Origin of the sequence: Mongoliitalea lutea, from assembly GCF_014652135.1 — a bacterium.
Taxonomy (GTDB): Bacteria; Bacteroidota; Bacteroidia; order Cytophagales; family Cyclobacteriaceae; genus Mongoliitalea; species Mongoliitalea lutea.
On the sequence record NZ_BMYF01000003.1, the window covers coordinates 197478 to 212808 of the forward strand.

The following is a 15331-nucleotide window of genomic DNA, read 5'->3' on the forward strand; positions in this document are numbered from 1 at the left end:
TTTTATTTTTTAGGTTTACTTACACTACGTGAAATCCTTCTAAAAATATTTGGTTTAGAATTAGTCTCCAAGGAATCTTCTATTTTTACTTCCATATGCTCTATTTTTGAAGATGTTTCAGAGCCTTTCTTTTCATTCGGTTTGTTCATAAGTCTAAATTATTTGTATTGTTTTAAAGATATCAAATTAAGATTCTCAATTTTACTTTTTGATAATTTTTTTTTGAGACAATTTAAAATTATTAAACCAAATAAAATAAATCACTTTTAATATCCACTTGTTAAAGTGGTTCTGAAAAAAATCAATTAAAATTTAGCAGATTAGGTCGATTTTTCAACCAAAGGTTTTAATGAAAATTAATTTTTGTATAAAAAAAACCTAATTTACTGAGTCAAGTAAATTAGGTTTATTGGCAGAGAGTGGGGGATTCGAACCCCCGGTACGGCATTACCCGTACGACAGTTTAGCAAACTGCTGGTTTAAGCCACTCACCCAACTCTCTTTCTCTAAAGAATATTTATTTTCTTTAGGACAGTGCAAATATAATTCATAAATGTTGGAATAAACAAAGCCTCAAACTCTCCCAAGAGATATTTTTTATAAAAATAATGGCTATAATGTATAATGAATTGAAATTCAGTTTAAAAAAATTACTTCTAAAACAAGTTTCTAAAATTGAATGGAATCAAGCGCGGTGGTAAAACAATGGTTCCTCCAACGATCCTCTCTGAGCTTATCCACCCTGTGTTGTCTTCAAACAAATAAACGCCTTCTGTTTGACTGAGAACCAACGGCGAACCTATAGAAATCCTATTTCTTTTTCCCTCAAATATATCAAAATCAGGATACCCTGAAAGTAACCAGACAAAGGACTGTGTAGCAAAGCCTTGATTGGTATAGCCTAGCAAAATAATATCACCTGTCCTTGTATTTATATCTGCGGCAGTAATTAATCCCTGCACATTAAAACTGCCTTTTAGTTTGGCCACATAATCTCCAGGTTTGGAGGGAAGACTGTACCATCTTGTTTGATTATCCGTCCAATTTTTGCTAAATAAGTATAAAGAATCATTGGCAAAAAAAAATGCTTCACAGTCAAAATTATTGTTATTAGGGGCGGTTGAAAAAACTGTTTGATCTTCGTATTTAAAGGAAATTTTTTCCGCAGTTACAGAAGTATTTGTTAAAACATCAGATTTTTTTACTCTGTAAATAGTTAAATCTGTTCTATTGCCATTATTATTTCCAAAATCACCTATAAATAAATGGGTTTCATTTTCAGCAAAATCTTCCCAATCAACATTGGTTGCGTTGGAAATTGTAACTGTTTTTAAGATAGCTCCATTTGTTCTAGAAAATTGAAAAATTTCATTAGTATTACCTGAATCGTTGTGACTCCATAATTCACCACCAAAATATGCTAATCCAGAACTTTCCAACAAAGGGGCTTGAAGTGTAGTAGTGGGGCTAAGGTTTATTGAAGTAGGCACGCCACCTATGTTCACTAATAATTCTTCTTCTATTAATTCAAAATCTTCAACCAAAATATCAACAACTTTTCCTTGTCCATCAGATACCTTTATGATAAAATTGTAATGTCTATATGCCAAAATAACGAGATTTCTTCGAATCGTATTTCCAAAAATATTTTCAATCACTTCTAATACAGGCTCTTTTCCTTCTTGAACATAGCTATAATAAAAATCTCCAATTAAAGTCATCTCGTAACTTTGACCTAAAACCAAAATTGGAGTGTTTTTAACATTACTTTTATTTACCGTAATCAAACCATAAGTGGTTGTGGCTTGTAATGATAAATTAAGATTTGGTTGATTTAATCTAAATGTACCTTTTGCAGAAATCGGAAGAAATGTTTCAACATCTTCACCAGTAGATGACAGCTCATAAGAATAATCACCATAAGGTAAAGATAAAGAAGAACCAGTGCTTAGATCATTTGGATTAAACCGTAGTTCATAATTTTCATTTGTTGTTGTTGAATTAATCATTAATACCACTTCTGATGCATATATATGTGGCCAGTTACTTTGAGATTCAATTCTGGAATTCAAAGATGCATTTGACTGATATTCTTCTAGTGAAATTCCTGAGATAATAAGCGTTCCTTGATTCAAGTCCTTAGTGTCTTCATTTTCACATGCAGATAACAAAAAAAGCAGCAATACTATTGGGTATAACTTTTTCATTTTTAAATAAGAATTAGTAATAGTGTATATCAAAAATACTATTTTATTTTAGCGCCTTACATTTTTATTCATAAAAACAAACATTTTTCTTAGACAGTCTGTTCAAAACTTGTAATAATTAACGTAACGGAGATGAAAGAGTATAGTTTGAATGGGAACGGAACAGTTTATAATGATTATGAAACTGAAGAAAGCAATATCCTAGTAAAGGACGCAATCTTTGTAAGACATAAGGGGAATTTGGTTAAAGTCAAATTCAAGGATATTCTGTGGATGAAGGGAGATGGTAACTATACTACTTTAGTTACACGTCAGGAAGTATACTCTCTAAGAAACATCCTAAAGGAATTAGAGGCCGTATTGCCAGCAGATGAGTTTATAAGAATTCACAAAAGTTATGTTGTTCGCTTGGATGAGATTACTTGTATCAACCCACGAGAACTGGTTGTTTCTAAAGATACAGTTCCCGTAGGTCGAACATACTATCAAAGTTTATTGAACTGTATTCAAAAATTAGGTTCGTCTAACCTAGATTAAATCGTGTCTCCAAAGTAAGCTGCTGTCTCCATAGCTAAGGAATCTGTAACCCTTAGCTAGCGCTTCTTCGTAAATTTTTCTCCATTGCTGATTCGTAAACGCTGCTACCAATAGTATCAGGGTAGAAGATGGCTGATGAAAATTGGTCACCAATCCATCACATACCCGAAACTCATAGCCTGGAAAAATAAATATTTCCGTAGTTCCTGTTATTTCCTCTATATCCTGATTTTCCATGTAGGCTTGGATTGCTGCAAATGCTTCATTCCGTGCAATTTTTGGTCCAGTATATTCATAAGGATATAATTTGGGTATGGCAAAACTTGCAGTTGGATTCTGAATAAGCATCATCCCGTACCAGTAAAGAGATTCCAGTGATCGCATAGAGGTAGTTCCAACAGCAATCAAGGCTTCTTGGTGATTTGTCAAGGCTCGGATGGTTTCTATATCTACAACCACTTGCTCGCTATGCATTTCATGTTCTGTCACATTAGAGACTTTGATCGGCTGAAATGTTCCGGCTGACACATGCAAGGTTAGAAACTCTTCTTTTACTCCATTGGCTTTCAAAGTAGCTAACACCTCATCCGTAAAATGTAAGCCAGCGGTAGGGGCAGCAACAGCACCTTCTTTTTTAGAATACACTGTTTGATATCGTGGTTTATCTTCAGCTGTAGCTTTTCTATTCAAATATGGTGGTAAGGGCACTTCTCCTGTAGCTTCTACAATATCCACAAAGGCATGCGTTGAGTCCCATTCAAATTGAACAGTCTTTGATTCCCTGTCTAAAAGAAAGGCAGAAATAACCAAAGTTTCATTTCCAAGTTGGATTTCACCTTTAAGCACTTCTCCATCTTTCCATTTTTTTAAATTACCAATCATACACTCCCAAATAACAGAATGCCGTGTTTGCATCACTTCGTTGATATTTGTACTTGGCCCAAGTGGTTTGAGCAAAAACAATTCTACCTTTGCTCCAGAAGTCCGTTGAAAAATCATTCGGGCAGGTATAACTTTGGTGTTGTTGAATACCATCATGCTGCCAGCTGGTATCAAGGAAGGCAATTCATAAAATACCTGGTGTGCTATTTTACCATCTTTGAAATGTAAAAGCTTGGAATGGTCCCGTTTTTCCAAAGGAAATTTAGCAATGCGCTCATTTGGTAAAATGTACTCGTAATCGGATAACTTGATGGATTCAGCTTGTTGAAACATAGGGGATAGGTCCTCAGTTAATTTTAGAACGCAAATATAAAACGAATGTCTTCAATTCATGCAATTCGATTTTCATACGTTCCTCATCAGCTAAAGTTTAACTTTGATGCAGGTACTTCCCGAGGAGTATTGAAAGAAAAAACGACCTACTTTATTCAAGCAAATACTTCTGAAAACTCATCAGTCGGCTGGGGTGAAGTCGCTCCTTTGGTCAAATTAAGCATCGATGATAGGCCTGATTTTGAACAACAACTTCAAAAGTATTGCAAAAAACTGGTTTTTGAATATGATTTAAGATCGAAAGTAACAAGCAAACAAATTTTTCACTGGTGTGCAGAAGTCATTTCCAATGAGTTTCCGAGTATACGGTTTGCCTTTGAAACGGCGATTTTAGACTTGATTAATGGAGGTCAGCGCATGATTTTTGATACGGACTTCTTTCATAAGGAGCAAGCAATAGCCATCAATGGTTTGATTTGGATGGGGGATAAGGAGTTTATGTTGGATCAGATCAATGAAAAATTGGCTAAAGGCTTTTCATGTATCAAAATGAAGATTGGTGCAATTGATTTTGAACAAGAATGTAGGCTACTGGAGTATATCCGATCCCGATTTTCAGCAAAATCAATCACGCTTCGGGTTGATGCCAATGGAGCTTTTCATCCATACGAGGCATTAAATAAATTAGAACGGTTGGCCAAATTTGATTTACATTCGATTGAGCAACCTATAGCAGTCAATCAATGGAAAGAAATGTCAGAACTCTGCAAAGTCACCCCTTTACCGATTGCCTTGGATGAGGAATTGATTGGTATTTATGGTTTTGAAAACAGAAAACAATTGTTGGAAAGCATTCGGCCACAATACATTATTTTGAAACCAAGCCTGTTGGGTGGTTTGCGGGATACACAAGAGTGGATAGCGTTGGCGGAAGCAAAGGATATTGCCTGGTGGATGACTTCAGCCTTGGAGAGCAATGTTGGTTTAAATGCTATTGCTCAATTTACTTCGACTTATCAAGATTTAATGCATCAAGGATTGGGTACCGGTCAATTATTTACCAATAATATAGATTCTCCATTGGTGGTTGAAAATGGCTTCATTACTTACAAAAAAGATAAGAGTTGGGGAGAGATGCCATAAAAAAAGCCCCATATATGGGGCTTTTTACTAGATGTCAATGTTGTATATAGAGGTAGATTAAACTACTTTTACATTCACTGCATTTAGGCCTTTTCTTCCTTCTTTAAGGTCGAAAGTAACATCATCATCTTCTCTGATTTCGTCAATCAGACCTGTAACGTGAACGAAATACTCTTTAGATGATTCGTTGTCAACGATAAAACCGAATCCTTTAGACTCGTTAAAAAATTTAACTTTTCCTGTGTTCATGATAAATTGTAATTATATTTAATTATATTTCAAAGGTACGCATACTTTCTCAGGTTCAAAGCTTTTTTAAAATAATTTTTTGGAAATCGTACAAAACACTTTGAAAAAATTTTAAAATATATTTTCATCACTTCAAAAATTAAAAAAATATTCTGATTATCCATCAAGTGAAAATAAATAAACAGGGCTATTTACTTTAATTTCCATAGTAGTTTTGGTCAATTTTCCAGTCTTATTATTGCGTTCAAAGACCTGTATATCCCCTGAGTCTTGGTGTGCTACCAAGAGGTAATTCCCATCTTTGGTAAGCGTAAAATTTCTGGGAGTAATTCCTCCGGTTGAAATACGCTCAACAAGCGCTAAAGTTCCATCTTCCTGTATTTGGAATGAGCTGAGTTCATTGGCATCTCCTCGATTGGAAACATACAAGAAGTTATTTTCAGGAGAAATACGAACTTCTGCGGCACTAATTGCTCCAACATAGGTAGATGCTGTGAGAGGATAAGAATCTATATGACTCAATCGACCATTTTGAAACTTATACACACCTATTTCTGCACTCAATTCATGGACGAGGTAAACAAATCTTCCACTAGGATGTACGATGAGATGTCTTGGTCCTACACCAGCCTCTACTTCAAAATGAGGTTGACTGAATGGTTGGAAAGGTACCGCATAATCCGGTCTGTAGTTATACACAAATACCTTATCAGTGCCCAAATCACCTACTAATAAATACTTTCCCTCAGGATGGAAAACCACACTATGCACATGGCTTTGATTTTGCCTGGCGGAATTGATGCTACTGCCCTCATGCTGCACTGTTTGCACATGGGTTAATTTGCCTTCATCCACTTTATATACTGAAAAATTACCGCCTGAATAGTTCCCTACAACTACTATATGTTCATCCGGACTCAGGGCAATGTAACAGGGATGTGCACCAAAAGTTGGCTGTTCGTCTATCAATGTGAGGGTATTGGTAGCTCTGTCAAAAGCATATGATTTAATTTTTCCTTCGTTCGTTTCTTCTACTGCAAATACAAGATCCTGCGCTCGGTTGGCGATGACAAAAGAAGGATTCTCTACCCCAACTTTCAAAGGATTCATCCCCAAAACTCCTTCTTCAAAATTAAAGGATAAAACCCCTATCCCATGCTCAATACCATCTGTGTACGAGCCAACTAAAAATGAATAGGTAGGTTTCAAAGTGCCTTCTTGGGGTGTTTCGTCACAGGAGGATAAGCTACTGAAAATTAGGACAGATATGATAATGTATTTAATTCTTTGTTTCATTGTTTAATTCTGGTGCTTTGCGTGGAATTTCGCTTCTCAATTCATGGGTCTCATAATCATAGTGTCCGGCCAATTCATCGAGTTTTGTTTTTTCCCAAGTGGGTGTTTTGGTAAAATATGCGGCTCTTGCCAGCATATGTCCGCCAATCGATATTGTCAAAAAGACAAAAATAATGGTTGCTGTAATTCGTGTTCCTACCGATACTTCATTGAAAAATAAACCAGAAGAAAGCAGTAATAAACCTATCCCAAGCGTGGATGCTTTGCCGGTAATATTGATCCGGAGGTACACGTCAGGTTTTCTTAAAATCCCAATAGAGGATGATAGGATAAACAGGGCGCCCAAAAAGCTCAATATCATGATAATGTATTCTTTCATTTCCGTTGTCTTTGTTCGATGTAATAAGCGTATGCAGCAGTACTCAAAAATGCAATGAGCGAAAACAGCATGGCAATATCCAAAAAGGTACTTTGATTGAATACCACACTGTACACGGCAATGATGCCGATTGAAATCAAAATCAGCATATCCAAGGCAATCACCCGATCTGCCAAACTAGGACCTTTGATAAATCGGATAAATACCAGTATTACCGAAATTCCCAGCATGGGGATAATGATCATATAGTAAAACTCGCTTAGACTCATCGGATGATTTTTAATAGCTTGTTTTCAAACTTGGTTTGAATCTCTTTGATAAAACTTTCCTTGTCTTTCAGATGCATCACATGGATAAACATCACTTTTTTATCATCTGAAATATCGATCACAACCGTACCTGGTGTGAGCGCCACAATATTTGCTAATAAACTAATCTCTCCATCTGTTTTCGCTTTCAATGGATATTTAATGATAGCAGGTTCCAATTGATCTTGGAAGATGGATTCCTTTACCGTCATAAAGTTCGCTTTGATGATTTCCCACAAAAGCGTACCGATAAAACCAATCAATGTCGGTACAATGTAGAAGTATTTACGGTCAGTCTTTCCAGTGGTGACAATCCACAGAACACCAAAACCAAGGAAAAAACCAAACAAAAGATTTTCCTCAGTTAGCACACCTGTGGCCAAAACCCAAATTAGGGTCAACATCAAATTACTTAAAAACAGGGATTTTGTCATTGTTTGCTTATTTCATGCCCAAAATACTGTTGATATACGCTGAAGGATCCATCAGTTCAGCAGCTATTCTGCTTGCCAGGGAAATGATATTTTCCGCTGCAAGACCAATATACAGAGAAACGATGGAAAGGAACATGATAGGTACCAATATTCCCCATTTTTCCTTTGTTGAAAACGTACTCCAAGGCTTTCCTGAGGAAGATGCTTCTGGTTTGTCTTTCCAAAAACTCTCCGACCATACCTTGGCAATCACCCATAAGGTCAAAAAGCTTCCAAAGATAATAGAACCAACCAGCAGGAATTCTCTTGTTTCAAAACTAGCCTGTATCAGATACACCTTGGCCCAAAATCCTGATAACGGGGGTATTCCAACCAATGAAAATAGCGGAATGGCGAAAAGCAATGAGAGTAGGGGGTACTTTGCATACAAACCGCCCTGTTCCTTGATAAAAGGGCTCCCGGTGAGTTTATTCATCAGGCCTGCCACTATAAATAGATTGGTTTTGACGACAATATCATGAATCAGGTAGAAGATTGTACCCACTAAGGCCAATTCCGTAAATATCCCTAATCCGGCAAAAAGAAAACCAATATGACAGATAATTAAGTAGCCAAAGATTTTCCCTAAATGCTGTTGTCGAATAGCTCCCAATCCTCCTGAAATGATCGTCAATGCTGCCAATCCTGATAAGGTGATGCTCATAAAAGTGTCTCCAATAAAAACCATGGTGAACATACGGACCATGGCATAAACACCAACCTTCGTCAATAGGCCTGCAAAGATGGCTGAAATGGCCGCAGGAGGCGTGTGATAGGAGGCAGGAAGCCAGAAATACATGGGGAATAGGGCCGATTTAATTCCAAAAGCCACCAAAAACAATCCAGCCGTCATATTGACCAGTCCTCGGTTTTCTACGGCTCCTATTTTGATGGCTACATCAGCTAAATTCAAACTACCTGTCAACCCATATACCAAAGCAATACCTATAAGGAAAAAGGTAGAAGCCAACAGGTTGAGGGAAACATATTTCAAGGCACCTTCCAATTGGGTCTTTTTGCCTCCTAGGGTCAATAAGACAAAAGAGGAAATGATGACCACTTCAAACCACACATAGAGATTGAATATGTCGGCTGTCAGGAATGCGCCCTGTAAGCCCATAATCAAGAAATGTAAGGTAGGGAAGTAGCCAAATTTGATCCGCTCTTCCCGCATGCTTACGGTAGAAAAGATAGAAACAGCTAATAAGGATATTGAAGAAAGCAGTCCTAGGGTGCTTCCTAGCGTATCGGCAATAAAACTGATCCCAAAGGGTGCATCCCAGTTTCCAGCTTGGGTGACCTGAAAGCCTTCGTGCCAAACCAATCGGAAAAGCCAAACGCTTATCCCAAGTCCAATCAGTGAGAAAAGTATGCTGAGGAGTTTTTGGACTCTTGGCTGAAACCAACAAAACATCAGGATCACGGCTGCGGCCATATGAAATACGATGGGTAAGATGATGTATGGATTGCTCATAGTTCTTCGTCAGTAGAATTTAACTCATCCAAATCATCTGTTTCCAGCACATTATATACACGCTTGATCAGAATAATGGCAAAGGACTGCAATCCAAAACCAATCACAATCGCTGTCAAGACCAATGCCTGAGGCAAAGGGTCGGCATAAGCATCTGCAAACACTTTCAAGCCTTCGTCAATCACCGGGGGCTTACCTTTGACCAGTCGCCCGATTAAGAAGATCAATAAATTGGCACCATTCCCTAATAAGATCAAGCCAATAATCATTTTAAACATGCTGCGACGCAAGAGCATGTACAGACCGCCTGCGTGCAATAATCCAATGATAAAAACTAACAGTATCTCCATATCAAACAGTATCGGCTATAGTAAACATAATGATAAGGGTGGAACCTACGACAACCAGATATACCCCAATATCGAAGAACAAGGCAGAGCCCACCATGCCCACAAACTTAAACGGTTCCTCAAACCATAGCCCTGTCATCAAAGGTAAGCTGACAATCCAAGGAGCAAGTGCTGCAAGTACACATATCGTTAAGCCAATAGGCATCAAAAACCCAGGGTTAATTTTGATGATATTCCGCGTTTCCTTCAAGCCAAAAGCAAAGGAATGGATCAAAAATGCAACTCCTGCCATCAATCCACCGACAAAGCCACCTCCGGGAAGATAATGTCCCCGAAGTAGGATAAAGATGGAAAAAAGCAGTAATAAGGGCAGTAAATAAATAGATGCCGTTCGAAAGATGAGTGATTTCATTGCTCTTTAGAAGGGTTCAAGTTTAACTTAATTAAGCTGAATACACCAATTGCTGCGATGATGAGTACAGTGGTTTCCACCAACGTATCCATTCCTCTATAATCCACTAAGATCACATTCACCACATTTCGGCCCTTAGCTAGGAGATAGGCATTGTCTGCATAGTATTTAGAGATATCCGTTACGGAGGGCTCTTCAAAGACTTCTAAAGTCAAGATTGCGATTAACAAACCAAATAATACAGAAAGTACAGCATCTCTTATTCGTATTCTTTTACTGGAAAAGATTTTGTTTTTAGGAAGCTTGAATAACACCAACATAAATAATAATACTGTCAGCGTATCAATGGAAAACTGTGTCATGGCCAAATCAGGCGCCGAATAGAACAGGAAAAACAAACAGTTGGCAAATCCAACTACTCCCAATGCCACAATAGATGCTGTCCGGGAAGTGGATACGATAGCAAAAATAATGGATATCACCATCAAGGTAACTACTATCACTTCGGAAGGCGTAATTTCGGATAGTTGATTCCAGTCTAAATAGATGCTGACACCCTCGTAGAATCGATATCCCATAATGACCGTCAAGAATGCCAAAATACTGAGCACATAGTTTCTTAGGTAGCCATTTTGAACTGCTCGTGTCCAGACACCTGCAAACGTATGGAAGCCTACAGCAAACCCTTCCAATAAGGTTTGAGGGGATATTTTTTCAAATCTGAGTGTACGTGCAAATTTCCCTTCGGAAGGTTTCCATTGGAAGTAAATGGCCGTTCCGATAATCAATGTCAAGATACTCAATAAAAGAACAGTATTGAATCCATGCCATAAGGCCAAATAAATCGAAGTATCCAAACCAGAAATATTGGCGAAAACAGGTTGAATTAAACTTTGCTCGATAAGAGCTGGAAAAACTCCAAATAAAACTGAACCAACACCCAAGAGTAGGGGCGGAACCCATAAAATAGGAGAAGGTTTTTTGGTGGCTTTCAAATTTTCGGGTAATTCACCGGTAAATGGACTGATACCCGCCCAGAAACCCGCAACTAACAAAAATATCTTAGTCAATACGATAGCCGCAGTCAAAAGGATACCTATTTCAGCATACTTAAACGTAGCCTCATACATGATTTCCTTGCTCAAAAAGCCCAAAAATAAGGGGAATCCAGCACTTGATAATGCAGCAATAAATCCTGCTATGGCAACAGGCTTCATGACATGTTGCAATCCCTTCAGCTGGCTGACATCCCGACTGCCTGTTTGATAGTCGATGATACCTGTGATCAAGAAAAGCGCTGCTTTGTATAAGGCATGCGTCAAAATAAAGATACCAACGGCAAGCAGGGCTTTTTCTGTACCCACTCCTATTAGAAAGACCAAGATTCCTAAAGCCGAAATGGTGGAGTAAGCCAAAATCCCTTTCAAATCCACTCTAAAAAGGGAGTGAATCGCTGCATATACCATTGTGATTCCCCCAACAATCATCAGTGTATGATTCCAAGCAGGCGTGCCACCTAATAAAGGAGTCATTTTCGCTAATAAGAAAATTCCCGCTTTGACCATTGTAGCTGAATGCAGATATGTACTTACGGGAGTTGGAGCTTTCATAGCACCTGGAAGCCAGAAATGAAAGGGAAACTGAGCCGATTTAGTAAAAGATCCAATGAAAACAAACACCAATATCCAACAATAGGAGGATGAGCTAAGTATGGAATTTCGCTGGCTTAAGAGTTCGGAGAAACTGTAAGTGCCCCCAATGCTGGATAATAAGATTATTCCCCCCAATAAAACCAAGCCTCCCAAACCTGTGATGGAAAGTGCGGTAAGTGCTGATTTTCTGGATTTTGGATCCTCATTGTTAAAGCCAATGAGGAAGAATGAACTTATACTCGTTAATTCCCAAAAAATAAATAAGGCGAGCAAATTATCTGATAGGACTACTCCAAGCATGGAAGCCATAAACATGGACAAATATCCATAAAATCGGTCCATGTACGCGTGGCCTTTCAGGTAATAAGTAGAGTAGAAAAAAACCAAGCTACCTATACCAGTTATCAACAAAGCAAAAAGCAAAGACAGCCCATTCAATTCAAATACCAAATCTAAACCCAAACTTGGTACCCATTTGTAGGTCCAAGTCAAGGAATCCCCACTACTTACCACTCCAATTTGGCTACAGAAGTAGATAAAGAGTAGAACCGGTAAAGCTGTAAAAACCCATGGTAACGCTTGTTTGAAAATGGACCCAATAGGGCGTGTTAGCGCTGAAAATAAAAAACCTGACAATACAATTAAAAGCATCATGGAGTATTAGATTTGTTTGAAACAATATACCGTTTACTTCTTCTTGGTAAACCTTCCTTTCTTCTTCTCCTGTGGGGCTTCGATGATTTCTATGGTTTCAGCGTAGGTTAGTTGTTCGGCTTCTTTGTCTTTAGGGATTTTGAAGTTGTTTTTACCGAATTTAATATAGGGTCCCCAGCGACCATTAAGGATTTGGATTTCAGGATTTTCTTCAAAAGTTTTTATATGCTTTTTCTCGTCAGCTTCCCGTTTTTCCTGAATCAATGCTATCGCTTCAGCCTCTGTAATGCTCAACGGGTCCTGCTCTTTCTTAAGGGATACAAATTTCCCGTCATGGCGCACATATGGACCGAATCTTCCAACACCCACTACCATGTTTTTACCTTCAAATTCCCCAACTTCTCTTGGTAGTTTAAACAGTTCTAAAGCATCTTCCAAGGTGATATTTTCGATAAACTGCCCTTTTTTCATGCTGGCAAACTGCTTGTTTTCGTCTTCTTGATCTCCAATCTGAACGAGGGGGCCAAATTTCCCTAGTCGTGCAATGATAGGTTTACCTGATTTTGGATCGATGCCTAATTCTCTGGAGCTATTGATATCTGCTCTTGCTACGTTGGCAGTTTCTTCTACACGTGTATGGAATTTTCCGTAGAAGTTTTGGATCATGTCTTCCCAGTTTTGTCCACCATGTGCAATGTCATCAAATTCTTTTTCCACTTTGGCAGTAAAAGAAAAATCGATCACATTTGGGAAATGCTCCACCAGGAAATCATTCACTACCATGGCAATATTGGTAGGAAAGAGTTTATTTTTATCTGCTCCCGTAATTTCCTTTTTCTGGTTTTCTGTGAACTTACCGGCAGCAACTTTCATCTCAATGTAAGGTCTCTCGGTTCCTTCACGTGATTCTTTCAGTACATATTCACGCTTTTGAATCGTGGAAATCGTAGGCGCATACGTAGATGGTCGACCAATTCCCATTTCCTCCAATTTCTTTACCAAAGAGGCTTCTGTGTAGCGCGGTGCCGGTCTGCTAAATGTTTCTCTTCCTTTTAATTCTACTAAGTTAAGTACTTGACCAATGTTCAATGGTGGCAATAAACCTTTTTCTGTACTTTCTTCATCTTCTGGCTCATCATCTGTACTTTCCAAATACACCTTCAAAAATCCATCAAATTTGATTACCTCACCACTGGCAGTCAATTTCTCATCTCTGGTATCAATAGCAATGGTAGCTACAGTTTTTTCCAATTGAGCCTCGGACATTTGGGATGCGATGGCTCTTTTCCATATCAACTCATATAACCTCTGCTCATTTCGATCACCAGTGGTCTCGTGCTTGGAAAAATCTGTAGGACGAATAGCCTCGTGTGCCTCTTGGGCACCTTCGGATTTTGTAGCATATTTTCTTTCCTGATGATATTCCGGTCCGTAGGCGCTATAGATTTCATTTTTAGCAGCAGCACGGGCGTCATCAGAAAGATTCACACTATCCGTACGCATATAGGTGATTTTCCCCGATTCGTACAGTTTTTGTGCAACAGACATGGTCTGAGCTACAGAGAAATAAAGCTTCCTACTTGCTTCTTGTTGCAAAGTAGAAGTAGTAAACGGCGCAGCAGGTGATTTCTTTCCAGGTTTGGTTTCAAGGTTTTCGATGGAGAAGCTCGCACCCAAACAATCTTTAAGGAATTTTTCAGCTTCCTCTTTAGTATCAAATTTCTTAGGTAATTCAGCCTGTAAGGTTTTTCCACTGACATCAAACTGTGCAGTAATTTTGAAGGAAGACCTCGAATTAAACTTTTCAATTTCACGCTCACGTTCTACAATCAAGCGTACTGCTACGGACTGTACCCTTCCCGCGGATAGACCTGTTTTGATTTTTTTCCATAGAATTGGAGAAAGCTCAAAACCTACCAGCCTATCCAAAATCCTTCTGGCCTGTTGGGCATTGACCAAATCATAATCAATACCCCGAGGGTTTTCTATGGCTTTGGTAATAGCAGACTTGGTAATTTCTCTAAAAACAATACGCTTGGTGTTATTTTCCTTAAGGTTCAACACTTCTTTTAGATGCCATGAAATAGCTTCTCCCTCTCGGTCATCATCGCTCGCGAGGTAGATCGTTTCCGAATCCTTAACCAAACTTTTAAGCTGCTTGATGACATCGCGTTTATCAGGGGTGATTTCATACGTAGGCTTAAACTTATTTTGAATGTCTATTGCCTTATCACCTTTTGGGAGGTCACGTACGTGCCCATAGCTTGAAGCTACTTTAAAATCCTTACCCAAATATCCTTCTATTGTCTTTGCTTTAGCTGGGGACTCTACTATTACTAAATTTTTTGGCATATTCTATTTGTTGTTGCTACCTCCCTTGGAAGTACTTTAAAATCCTAAAAATAGATGGCATTCTACTCTATTCCAAATTTAGCTAGTAATCTAGTGGAATTAACAAGTATTTTTTGCATATTTGACTTCCTGACAAAATCTTTTTTAGTTATGAAATTTTTGTATGTGTTAAGGCATGGCGAATCTGAACCCTCCAATTATGAAGGTGATTTTCAGCGTGTGCTGACATCTTTTGGAAAAAATCAAGTCCAGTTTTTAGCGGAGAGACTGGCTAAAAGAGAGCTTAATTTTGACAAAATTTTATGTAGCACTGCTAAAAGAACCAAACAAACTTGCGACTACATTTTAAAAGAAATTCCAGTGGATAAGGTTGCATATAAAGATAATTTGTATGAATGCGATCTCATGGAATTGATCGAGGAGCTACAAAGAGTTGAGAAGGATGTGGAACATTTACTTTTGGTAGGCCATAATCCTGGTGTAAGCGCTTTGGTGAGTTATTTGTCAGGAGAGTTCTTTTTATCTATGAGTCCTGGAGATTTGGTCATTTTATCCTTAGAAATTGATAAATGGAACTTTTTAAGCCAGGATATTGCTATTATATTGGATATTTTAAGATAATTTCGGACT

Annotated in this window: 16 protein-coding genes and 1 tRNA gene; 3 read left to right on the forward strand and 14 right to left on the reverse strand. The window is 38.2% G+C overall.

Translation table 11 applies throughout. The annotated features are described in order from the left end of the window. Positions 1–2 precede the first annotated feature (2 nt). From IE080_RS03730 to IE080_RS03740, 3 genes are all read right to left on the reverse strand, one after another. Entirely contained in the window at positions 3–149 is a 147-nt protein-coding gene (locus tag IE080_RS03730) for a hypothetical protein (protein WP_189579100.1), read from the reverse strand. 261 nt (positions 150–410) lie between these two features. Further along, positions 411–502, reverse strand: a tRNA-Ser gene (locus IE080_RS03735). Between the two features lie 154 nt (positions 503–656). Continuing rightward, complete coding sequence (locus IE080_RS03740; protein ID WP_189579101.1) at positions 657–2207, reverse strand: hypothetical protein; 1551 nt, start codon at positions 2205–2207, stop codon at positions 657–659. Positions 2208–2339: 132 nt separating this feature from the next. Here IE080_RS03740 and IE080_RS03745 point away from each other — a divergent pair, with 132 nt between their 5' ends. Further along, entirely contained in the window at positions 2340–2744 is a 405-nt protein-coding gene (locus IE080_RS03745) for a LytR/AlgR family response regulator transcription factor (RefSeq protein WP_189579102.1), read from the forward strand. Here IE080_RS03745 and IE080_RS03750 read toward each other — a convergent pair. Beyond that, on the reverse strand, positions 2736–3959 hold the full coding sequence (locus tag IE080_RS03750; RefSeq protein ID WP_189579103.1) for an S-adenosylmethionine:tRNA ribosyltransferase-isomerase: 1224 nt from the start codon (positions 3957–3959) through the stop codon (positions 2736–2738). The genes IE080_RS03745 and IE080_RS03750 overlap by 9 nt on opposite strands. A gap of 45 nt (positions 3960–4004) precedes the next feature. Here IE080_RS03750 and IE080_RS03755 point away from each other — a divergent pair, with 45 nt between their 5' ends. After that, positions 4005–5102, forward strand: a complete 1098-nt coding sequence (locus tag IE080_RS03755) for an o-succinylbenzoate synthase (protein WP_189579104.1) — start codon at positions 4005–4007, stop codon at positions 5100–5102. 57 nt (positions 5103–5159) lie between these two features. On the opposite strand, the gene IE080_RS03760 is transcribed toward IE080_RS03755, so the two are convergent. From IE080_RS03760 to topA, 10 genes are all read right to left on the reverse strand, one after another. After that, positions 5160–5351, reverse strand: coding sequence for a cold-shock protein (locus tag IE080_RS03760; RefSeq protein ID WP_189579105.1), 192 nt, complete (start codon positions 5349–5351; stop codon positions 5160–5162). 156 nt (positions 5352–5507) lie between these two features. Further along, on the reverse strand, positions 5508–6647 hold the full coding sequence (locus IE080_RS03765; protein ID WP_189579106.1) for a lactonase family protein: 1140 nt from the start codon (positions 6645–6647) through the stop codon (positions 5508–5510). Continuing rightward, positions 6631–7026 carry a monovalent cation/H(+) antiporter subunit G gene (mnhG, locus tag IE080_RS03770; protein WP_189579107.1) on the reverse strand — a complete coding sequence of 132 codons (396 nt, stop codon included), beginning with the start codon at positions 7024–7026 and terminating at the stop codon, positions 6631–6633. Before mnhG ends, IE080_RS03765 begins: the two co-directional genes overlap by 17 nt. Continuing rightward, positions 7023–7295, reverse strand: a complete 273-nt coding sequence (locus IE080_RS03775) for a cation:proton antiporter (RefSeq protein ID WP_189579108.1) — start codon at positions 7293–7295, stop codon at positions 7023–7025. The genes mnhG and IE080_RS03775 overlap by 4 nt, the downstream gene beginning before the upstream one ends. After that, a complete protein-coding gene (locus IE080_RS03780; protein ID WP_189579109.1) occupies positions 7292–7768 on the reverse strand; it encodes a Na+/H+ antiporter subunit E in 477 nt (158 codons plus the stop codon). The genes IE080_RS03775 and IE080_RS03780 overlap by 4 nt, the downstream gene beginning before the upstream one ends. Positions 7769–7775: 7 nt before the next feature. Beyond that, positions 7776–9281, reverse strand: coding sequence for a proton-conducting transporter transmembrane domain-containing protein (locus IE080_RS03785; RefSeq protein ID WP_189579110.1), 1506 nt, complete (start codon positions 9279–9281; stop codon positions 7776–7778). Beyond that, positions 9278–9631 (reverse strand): Na+/H+ antiporter subunit C, encoded by a 354-nt coding sequence (locus tag IE080_RS03790; RefSeq protein ID WP_189579111.1) that lies wholly within the window; start codon positions 9629–9631, stop codon positions 9278–9280. The genes IE080_RS03785 and IE080_RS03790 overlap by 4 nt, the downstream gene beginning before the upstream one ends. 1 nt (position 9632) lies before the next feature. Then, positions 9633–10043 carry a Na+/H+ antiporter subunit B gene (locus IE080_RS03795; RefSeq protein WP_189579112.1) on the reverse strand — a complete coding sequence of 137 codons (411 nt, stop codon included), beginning with the start codon at positions 10041–10043 and terminating at the stop codon, positions 9633–9635. Further along, complete coding sequence (locus IE080_RS03800; RefSeq protein ID WP_308428139.1) at positions 10040–12349, reverse strand: putative monovalent cation/H+ antiporter subunit A; 2310 nt, start codon at positions 12347–12349, stop codon at positions 10040–10042. The genes IE080_RS03795 and IE080_RS03800 overlap by 4 nt, the downstream gene beginning before the upstream one ends. Positions 12350–12382: 33 nt before the next feature. After that, positions 12383–14701 (reverse strand): type I DNA topoisomerase, encoded by a 2319-nt coding sequence (gene topA / locus IE080_RS03805; RefSeq protein ID WP_189579113.1) that lies wholly within the window; start codon positions 14699–14701, stop codon positions 12383–12385. A 150-nt stretch (positions 14702–14851) separates the two neighbouring features. On the opposite strand from topA, the gene IE080_RS03810 reads away from it, so the two are divergent. Continuing rightward, positions 14852–15322, forward strand: coding sequence for a SixA phosphatase family protein (locus IE080_RS03810; RefSeq protein WP_189579114.1), 471 nt, complete (start codon positions 14852–14854; stop codon positions 15320–15322). The last annotated feature ends 9 nt before the right edge of the window (positions 15323–15331 follow it).

Bases quoted from the DNA above. Each gene is read 5' to 3' on its own strand.
- IE080_RS03730 (WP_189579100.1), bottom strand. From the start codon at position 149: ATGAACAAACCGAATGAAAAGAAAGGCTCTGAAACATCTTCAAAAATA.
- IE080_RS03740 (WP_189579101.1), bottom strand. From the start codon at position 2,207: ATGAAAAAGTTATACCCAATAGTATTGCTGCTTTTTTTGTTATCTGCA.
- IE080_RS03745 (WP_189579102.1), top strand. From the start codon at position 2,340: ATGAAAGAGTATAGTTTGAATGGGAACGGAACAGTTTATAATGATTAT.
- IE080_RS03750 (WP_189579103.1), bottom strand. From the start codon at position 3,959: ATGTTTCAACAAGCTGAATCCATCAAGTTATCCGATTACGAGTACATT.
- IE080_RS03755 (WP_189579104.1), top strand. From the start codon at position 4,005: ATGTCTTCAATTCATGCAATTCGATTTTCATACGTTCCTCATCAGCTA.
- IE080_RS03760 (WP_189579105.1), bottom strand. From the start codon at position 5,351: ATGAACACAGGAAAAGTTAAATTTTTTAACGAGTCTAAAGGATTCGGT.
- IE080_RS03765 (WP_189579106.1), bottom strand. From the start codon at position 6,647: ATGAAACAAAGAATTAAATACATTATCATATCTGTCCTAATTTTCAGT.
- mnhG (WP_189579107.1), bottom strand. From the start codon at position 7,026: ATGAAAGAATACATTATCATGATATTGAGCTTTTTGGGCGCCCTGTTT.
- IE080_RS03775 (WP_189579108.1), bottom strand. From the start codon at position 7,295: ATGAGTCTAAGCGAGTTTTACTATATGATCATTATCCCCATGCTGGGA.
- IE080_RS03780 (WP_189579109.1), bottom strand. From the start codon at position 7,768: ATGACAAAATCCCTGTTTTTAAGTAATTTGATGTTGACCCTAATTTGG.
- IE080_RS03785 (WP_189579110.1), bottom strand. From the start codon at position 9,281: ATGAGCAATCCATACATCATCTTACCCATCGTATTTCATATGGCCGCA.
- IE080_RS03790 (WP_189579111.1), bottom strand. From the start codon at position 9,631: ATGGAGATACTGTTAGTTTTTATCATTGGATTATTGCACGCAGGCGGT.
- IE080_RS03795 (WP_189579112.1), bottom strand. From the start codon at position 10,043: ATGAAATCACTCATCTTTCGAACGGCATCTATTTATTTACTGCCCTTA.
- IE080_RS03800 (WP_308428139.1), bottom strand. From the start codon at position 12,349: ATGATGCTTTTAATTGTATTGTCAGGTTTTTTATTTTCAGCGCTAACA.
- topA (WP_189579113.1), bottom strand. From the start codon at position 14,701: ATGCCAAAAAATTTAGTAATAGTAGAGTCCCCAGCTAAAGCAAAGACA.
- IE080_RS03810 (WP_189579114.1), top strand. From the start codon at position 14,852: ATGAAATTTTTGTATGTGTTAAGGCATGGCGAATCTGAACCCTCCAAT.